At 75.8% G+C, this 7,198-nt stretch carries 5 protein-coding genes; 2 read left to right on the top strand and 3 right to left on the bottom strand.

Annotation, left to right across the window (positions count from 1 at the left end; genetic code table 11):
• On the bottom strand, window positions 1-1,029 hold a 1,029-nt coding region (locus A949_RS0124905), incomplete at its 3' end, for an MMPL family transporter (RefSeq protein ID WP_158687632.1).
• Window positions 1,030-1,395: 366 nt separating this feature from the next.
• On the opposite strand from A949_RS0124905, the gene A949_RS0124900 reads away from it, so the two are divergent.
• Window positions 1,396-2,754 carry a sensor histidine kinase gene (locus A949_RS0124900; RefSeq protein ID WP_019358762.1) on the top strand — a complete coding sequence of 453 codons (1,359 nt, stop codon included), beginning with the start codon at window positions 1,396-1,398 and terminating at the stop codon, window positions 2,752-2,754.
• 136 nt (window positions 2,755-2,890) lie between these two features.
• On the opposite strand, the gene A949_RS0124895 is transcribed toward A949_RS0124900, so the two are convergent.
• The gene (locus A949_RS0124895; RefSeq protein WP_019358761.1) at window positions 2,891-3,799 is read right to left on the bottom strand and encodes a LysR family transcriptional regulator; all 909 of its coding nucleotides are present in this window, start codon (window positions 3,797-3,799) and stop codon (window positions 2,891-2,893) included.
• Between the two features lie 96 nt (window positions 3,800-3,895).
• Between A949_RS0124895 and A949_RS34450 the strand changes: the two genes are divergently transcribed.
• Complete coding sequence (locus A949_RS34450; protein ID WP_019358760.1) at window positions 3,896-5,317, top strand: MFS transporter; 1,422 nt, start codon at window positions 3,896-3,898, stop codon at window positions 5,315-5,317.
• Here A949_RS34450 and A949_RS0124885 read toward each other — a convergent pair.
• Window positions 5,303-7,015: a hypothetical protein gene (locus tag A949_RS0124885; RefSeq protein ID WP_037707566.1), complete on the bottom strand. Its 1,713-nt coding sequence runs from the start codon at window positions 7,013-7,015 to the stop codon at window positions 5,303-5,305. The two genes, A949_RS34450 and A949_RS0124885, sit on opposite strands and share 15 nt — an antisense overlap.
• Window positions 7,016-7,198 lie beyond the last annotated feature (183 nt).

The following is a 7,198-nucleotide window of genomic DNA, read 5'->3' as shown; positions in this document are numbered from 1 at the left end:
CAGCAGCGCGGGCAGAATCGTCACGGAGCCCAGCATCGCGATGCAGACGACCAGGATCGTGGCCACGGCGAAGCCCTTGAACAGCAGCAGCCCGGAGAAGAACATGCCCGCCATCGCCACCATCACCGTCAGCCCCGACACCAGCACGGCACGGCCGCTGGTGGCGGCGGCGATCCGCAGCGCGGTTTCCGGATCCCGCCCTGCGGCCCGCTCGTCCCGCTCCCGCCGCAGATAGAACAGGCAGTAGTCGACGCCGACCGCGAGGCCCATCAGCAGCATCACCGAGTTGGTCGTCTCGTCGATGTGCAGCGCGCCGGAGAGCAGCGCCAGGATGCCGTTCGCGGCGAGGAACGCGGTCAGCGCGAGCGCCACCGGCAGCAGCGCGGCCACCAGCGCTCCGAAGGCCACCAGCAGGATGCCCAGGGCCAGCGGGACAGCCGTCCACTCGGCCTTGGCGAAGTCGTCGCCCAGGATCCCGTTCAGCCACTTCATGGCGCTGGCCTCGCCGTACTGGCGGATCTCGATGCCGTCGCCGCGGTGCGCGTCGCGGACCCGGTCCACGGCGCCGAGCACCTTGTCGATCGGCTCCTCGTCGGCGCCGTCCGTCTCGTCCCGCATCCGGAAGCCGATCAGGCCCGCGCGGTCGTCGGCGGACGGTACGGGCTCGCGGACGTGTGCGACCTCGCCGGTCGCGCGGACGGCCCGGGCGACCTCGCCCGCCGCCGCCCGCCATCCGCCCTTGTCCGGGCTGGTGACCATCACCGACTCGGCCGGCGGCTCGTCGATCCCGGCGTCCTCCAGGATGGCGGTCGCCCGCGCCGAGTCCCGCACGGACTGCTCGCTCTCGGTCGGTTCCGTCAGCCCGGCCATCCCGCCGAGCGCGGTGGCGAGGACGACGAAGAGCAGCCAGCCGATCACGGCCGATCTGCGGTGCCGGACACTCCAGTCCGCGAGCCGCGCGGCCGCTCCCCGCGGGGCCGGCCGGGCGGCGCCTCCTGGAGGGCCGCTGGGTGTGGTCGCTCTGCGCATGGGTGCTCCCCGTCTCCTCGATACCGCGCCGATGGGCCCCGAAGCGGCCGCCGAACCTGTCCGCGCCGGGCAGGAACGACGCTAGGAACACCGGGTCGCCGCCCACAGCCGCCGAGCCCCCGTACCGCGGAGCGCCGAGCCCCCGTACCGCGGAGCCGGAAGGAGACCCCGGTGGTGGTGCTAGGTGCACCCCCGGGAAGGCGGCCCGGACCCGTGCCGGCGGGCCCGCGGCGACGCAGACTGGAGCCGTGCCCGGACGCCGGCACCGGGCCCGCTCCGCGGGCGGCGCGTACCCGGCGGACGAGACGTACGAGGCTTGAGGGACGTGCGAGGAAGGCGGGGACCAGCGGTGACCGGAGTCGAACGGTGGACGTGAGCGGAGCGGTCGAAGCCCGGGAGGCGGCGGGGCGTCCGGACGAGGGCCGGTCGGAAGCCGCGCCCCCGGGAAGGCGGGCGGCCGGCCCGACGGGCGCGGCGCTACTGGCGGCCGGGCGCGGCCTCGTCCTGATGGCGCTCTCCCTCGGCGTCTCACTGGCCCTGTTCGTGATGACGCTCGTGTCGCTGGCGCTGACGCTGCTCGGCATCGGAGCGGCCAGCACCCCGTGGCTCCTGCACGTCGTGCGGGTGCACGCCGACCAGCGCCGGGCGCTCGCCCGGGAATGGGCGGGCCTGGACATCGTCGGCCCCTACCGGCCGCTGCCGCCCGGCCCGCACGGCCTCACCGGGCACGTCGAGCGCTGCGTGCTGATGCTCAAGGACCCCGCCACCTGGCGGGACCTGTGCTGGCTGCTCACCGACGCCGTCGCCGGCTTCGTCCTCGCCCTGCTGCCGACCGCGCTGATCGGCTACGGCCTGGAGGGCTGGGTGATGTTCGCGGGCGTGTGGCGGGCCGTCGCGGGCGACTACTGGTACGGCTTCATCCACCTGGACACCTTCGGCGACGCGGCGCTGTGCGCGTTCCTCGGCAGCGCCGTGCTGGTGCTGGCCCGCTACGTCAACCCGCACCTGATCACCGCGCACTTCCGGCTGGCGGGGGAACTGCTGGCCCCCACCCGGGGCGCCCGCCTCTCCCGGCGCGTCGAGCAGCTGTACGAGACGCGGCACGACGCGGTGGACACCTCGGCGGCCGAACTGCGCCGCATCGAGCGGGACCTGCACGACGGCGCACAGGCCCGGCTGGTCGCCATGGGCATGAGCCTGGGCACCATCGAGGCGCTGGTCGAGCAGGACCCCGGAAAGGCCAAGCAGCTCCTCGGCCAGGCCCGGGCCTCCTCGGCGGAGGCGCTGACCGAACTTCGCGACCTGGTGCGCGGCATCCACCCGCCGGTGCTCGCCGAGCGCGGGCTGGGTGACGCGGCCGAAGCCCTCGCGCTGCGGACGCAGGTACCGGTCGAGACCGACATCGAGCTGCCCGGCCGGTTCGCCGAACCGGTCGAGTCGGCGGCGTACTTCGCGGTCAGCGAGGTTCTCACCAACGCGGTCAAGCATGCGCGGGCCGACCGCATCTGGCTGGACATCCACTACTCCTACGAAGCGGGCGGCATGCTGCGGATGTCCGTCACCGACGACGGACAGGGCGGCGCCGACGCCTCGAAGGGGTCGGGGATCGCCGGAATCGAGCGCCGGCTGGGCCCCTTCGACGGCATCGTGGCCGTCAGCAGTCCGCCCGGCGGCCCCACCATGGTCACTCTCGAGATCCCCTGCCGCCCGGTGCCCCGGGCCTGAGCCCGGCGCTGCTCCCGCCCCGGGCCCTGGGCGTGCGCCCGGTGGTCGCCCGCCGTGCCGCCACCCGGGCCCGCCCGGCCCGGCGACTCCCGGTCGGCTCCGTGCCCGGACGCGGGCCCGGACGCGGGCCCGGTGTTCAGGCCGCCGGCTCCGGGCCGGACCACAGTTCGCGGGCCAGCGCCGCCAGCTCCCGGACGGCCGGCGGCACCGAGCGGGCGGCGTGCCGGACGAAGAAGACGTCCAGCACCGGCCGGTGCTCCCAGGCCAGGGCGGCCAGTTCGCCGCGGGCGATCTCCCCGTCGACCGAGGAGGCCGGCGCGGCCCCCACTCCCAGGCCCGCCGCCGCACAGCGCCGCAGCGCCTCCAGGCTGAAGAACTCGACCGTGGGCGGGCACAGCCCCGCCCGGCTCAGTTCGCGCTCCATCACCACCCGTTGCACGCATCCCGGCTCCAGCAGCAGTACCGTCTCCCCGGCCAGCTCCTCCGTCGCGACCCGCCGCTTCCCGGCCAGCGGATGCTCCGGCCGGGCCACCAGCCGGAGGGGCTCGCGCCGCATCCGCTCGGCCGCCACCCCGGGCGCGGTGACCGCCTCCTCCTGGAGGAACCCCGCGTCGATCGTCCCCTCGGCCAGCGCGTCCAGCAGGGGACCGCGTCCCGCGGGCCGGAAGGCCAGGTGCAGCCGGGGGAAGCGGGTGCGCATGGCGCGCAGCACCGGCGGCAGATGGTGCGCGCACAGGCTCTCCGGCGCCGCCATCCGCAGCGTGCCCCGCATCTGGTCCGGGTCCTCGCCCGCGCCGCGCACAGCGTCCCGGGCCTGCTCGGCCCGGCCGAGCAGCACCCGCGCATGCCCGCACAGCTCCCGGCCCGATTCGGTCAGCGCCACCCGCCGCCCCGGGCGCTCGAACAGCGCCACCCCCAACTCCGCCTCCAGCGCCTTGACATGCGCCGTCACGCTGGACTGCACATACCCCAATTCCCTGGCCGCGCGGGTGAAGTGGAGGTGGCGGGCCACGACCAGGAAGGTCTCCAGATGCTTCAGCTCCATGGCCGTCGAGGCTAACTCCATGCATCGGCAATGCCGATGCGCCTGATCGGGAACGTTCGTTGGACTCGATGAGTACCGGCGTTCTACAACTCGTGTATGAGCACTCTCCCCTCCCGCCGCCCCCACCGGACGCGGTCGAGTTCCCCCGACCGCCCCTCCGCTGCCGCCGCAGTCGCAGCCGGAGGCCCGTCCGGTCCCGCGTCCGGGACGTCCGCCGCGCCCGGGCTGGCGAGCCGCGACTTCCTCCTCCTGCTCGCCGCCACCTTCGCCGTCTTCGGCAGCGCCACCCCGATGCTCTCGATCGTCCCGCTGTGGGCCGAGCACGGCGGAAGCGGACACGGCGGAGCGGGTGCGACGACTGCCGTGCACATGGCGACGACGGTGGCGACGCAGCTCACCACCGGCCGCATCCTGCGCCGGATACCGGCGTTCTGGGTGCTGGGCGGGGGCGCGCTGCTGATCGGCCTGCCCTGCCTGGGGTACGCGCTCACCGCGGCACTCCCGTGGACGGTGGCGGTCTCGGCCCTCCGCGGGACCGGTTTCGGCCTGGTCACCGTCGCGGGCAGCGCACTCGCCGCCCGGCTGGCCGGCCCGGGCCAGCGCGGCAGGGCGCTGGGCTGGTACGGCGTCGCCGTGGGGCTCCCGGCCGCGGCGCTGGTTCCCGCGGCGGTGTGGGCGGTGGCGGAGTTCGGCTTCGTCCCGGTCTTCGCGGTCTCCGCCGCACTGGGGATGCTCGGCGCCCCGCTCGGCGCCGCGGTCCTCGCCGGCCACGGCCCCTCCCGCGGCCGCCGCCGGGCACGCACCGCCGGACCGGGCGCTTCGGAAGCGGGCACCTCCGTACCGGAAGCCCGGAGTGCCCGCATCTCGACGGCCCCTACCGAGACGGCGCCGGGCTCCCGGAGCGGACCGGGCCCGATGCGCGGGCTTCCCGTACGCCTGCTGGCGGCGCCCGTTCTGCTGCTGCTGGCGCCCGTGTGCGCGCTGGGCAGCCTGATGTCCTTCCTCCCGCTCGCGCTCGCGCCCCAGGCGGCACCGGCCGCGCTGCTCACGCTCTCCGCCGCGCTGACCATCGGCCGCTGGGCCGCGGGGGAGTGGAGCGACCGGCGCGGCGGCACCGGGCGCTTCATGGCACCCTGCGCGGCCCTGTGCGCGCTGGCGACAGCGGCGTTCGCCGTCGTCGGAGGCGGCCCCGCGGCGCCGGAGGGCGGCGGCGCCGCGGCAGGCACGGTCGCGGCGGTGGCGGCGGCCCTCGTCTTCGGGCTGGGCATGGGCGCGCTGCAGAACGACACGCTCGTGGCGATGTTCCACCGGACCGGACCCGAGCGCCACGCAGCGATCAGCGCCGCCTGGAACATGACCTTCGACTCGGCCTACGGCGTCGGCGCACTGCTGACCGGCGCCGTGGCCCAGACCTTCTCCCTCAGCCTGCCCGCGACCTTCGGCGTCCTCGCCGCCCTGACGGCCGCCGTCCTCCCCGTGGCGGCCGCGCTCCGGCTCCGGCCCTCACACCATCGCTGAGACCTTCTCCCGGTACTGCCGCACCGCCGCCGCGTCCCGGTAGGGCTCCAGCCGCCGCTCGAAGTCCCGTACGTACTCGTGCGCCCGCACCGACCGCATCTCCGCGGCCTGGTGCGCGGCCTCGGCGGCCAGCCCGCACGCCTGCTCGATCTCGCCCAGGCCCAGCCGCGCCGAGGCCAGCACCACCCGGCAGAACAGCCGGCTGCGGGCGAACCCGGCGCCGCGCAACTGCAGCGACCGCTCCGCGTGCTGCGCCGCGGCGCGGTACTGCTGCAGATCGCGGTGGCAGTGCCCGAACTCGTCGGCGAGCTGCGCCTCGTCGAAGAACCGCGCCCAGCCGGGCACGTCCTCGCTCGGGCGGGCCGCCTCCAGCGCCCGCTCGGCGCGGGCCAGCGACGCCGTGCAGGCCCGCACCTCGCCCAGCACTCCGTGCCCGCGCGCCTCGGCCGCGTGCAGCAGCGCCTGGACCACCGGCGGCACCGAGGTACCCACACCCTGCTGCGCCACCCGGGCCAGCTGCACCGCCTCGCGCCCGTGCCCCAGATAGACGGCCTGCCTGCTCATCGTCACCAGCACATAGCTGCCGAACGCGCGGTCGCCCGCGGCCTGCGTCAGCCGCAGCGCCTGCACGAAGTAGCGCTGCGCCAGCCCGTGCGCGGCGATGTCGTAGGACGTCCAGCCCGCCAGCCGGGTCAGGTCGGCCGCGGCGGCGAAGAGCCGTCTGCCCAGCTGTTCGCCGTAGACGCCGCGCAGCATCGGCTCCGCCTCGTGCTCCAGATACCGCACCAGCGCCTGCCGCGCGTGCCCGCCGCCGTAGGCGTGGTCCAGGGCCCGGAAGAGTTCACACACCGAGCGCAGCGCCGCCACGTCGCCTCCCGAGACCCGCTGGCCCGGACCGCGCTCCACCCGCTCCAGCCGGGCCGCCGCCAGCGACGGCGCTCTGCTCGCCACGCCGATGCCGCCGCCGACCCGGGTCTGGGCCGGAACCCGCAGCCCGCCACCGGGACCCGCGCCGCCCGGCCTGGCAGCCGCGGCGGCGAGCCCGTGCCCGGAGCCCGCACCGTGCCCGGAGCCCTGTCCGCGGGACGCGCCCAGCGCGGTGCCGACCCCGGACGCGCCGACCCCGGCCGCGGCAGGGCCCGCCGGGCCGCCGCCACCCGGTCCCGGCGGCCCGCCGGGGCCGCCGCCCGGGCTCTCCGGCTCCGGCCCGCGGGCCACCCGCTCGTCGGCCCGGCCGATCAGCCAGTCCCGGCTCGGCACCACGAGCCCAGCCGGGGTGAACGCGATCTTCCGCAGCTCCGCGTGACTGCCGGAGTCCTTGCGCCACAGCCCGCTGACGATGTCCACCGCCTCGGCGGGGGACGCCGCGAACTCCAGCCCGGCATACACGGGCGCACACGCGTCGAGTCCGAGATCCTGCGCCGTCAGCCGCCGCCCCAGGCGCCGGGTGAAGACCTCGGCGATCAGTGCGGGCGTGGTGCCCCTGGGCTGCTGGCCGCGCAGCCACCGGGTCACCGATGTCTTGTCGTAGCGCAGGTCGAGGCCGTGTTCGAGGCCGAGCTGGTCCACCCGCCTGGCCAGGCCCGCGTTGGAGAAGCCGGCTTCCGCGATCAGGGCGGCGAGCTGGCGGTTGGGGATGCGCTGCTGGGAGGACGGTGCCGCGTCGGCCACGGTTTCCCCAGGTCGTTCCATCGTCATCAGGTATGCGGTCTCCTGCCCTCACGGCTTGGATCAGACGCCGGGGCGCCCTGCTGGAACGGCGCGAATGTAACGGGCCCCCGTACGGCGTTCGCCCCCTTCGTCGTGCATTCATCCGTACGTGTGAGTAGGCGACCACCTGCGGGGACGGCCCGCGGCGGCCGTAGAGTGGCGGGGGGCGCG

The sequence above is a fragment of the Streptomyces sp. AA1529 genome (assembly GCF_000280905.1).
Lineage (GTDB): Bacteria > Actinomycetota > Actinomycetes > Streptomycetales > Streptomycetaceae > Streptomyces.
This window is presented reverse-complemented; position numbering and strand designations above follow the sequence as displayed.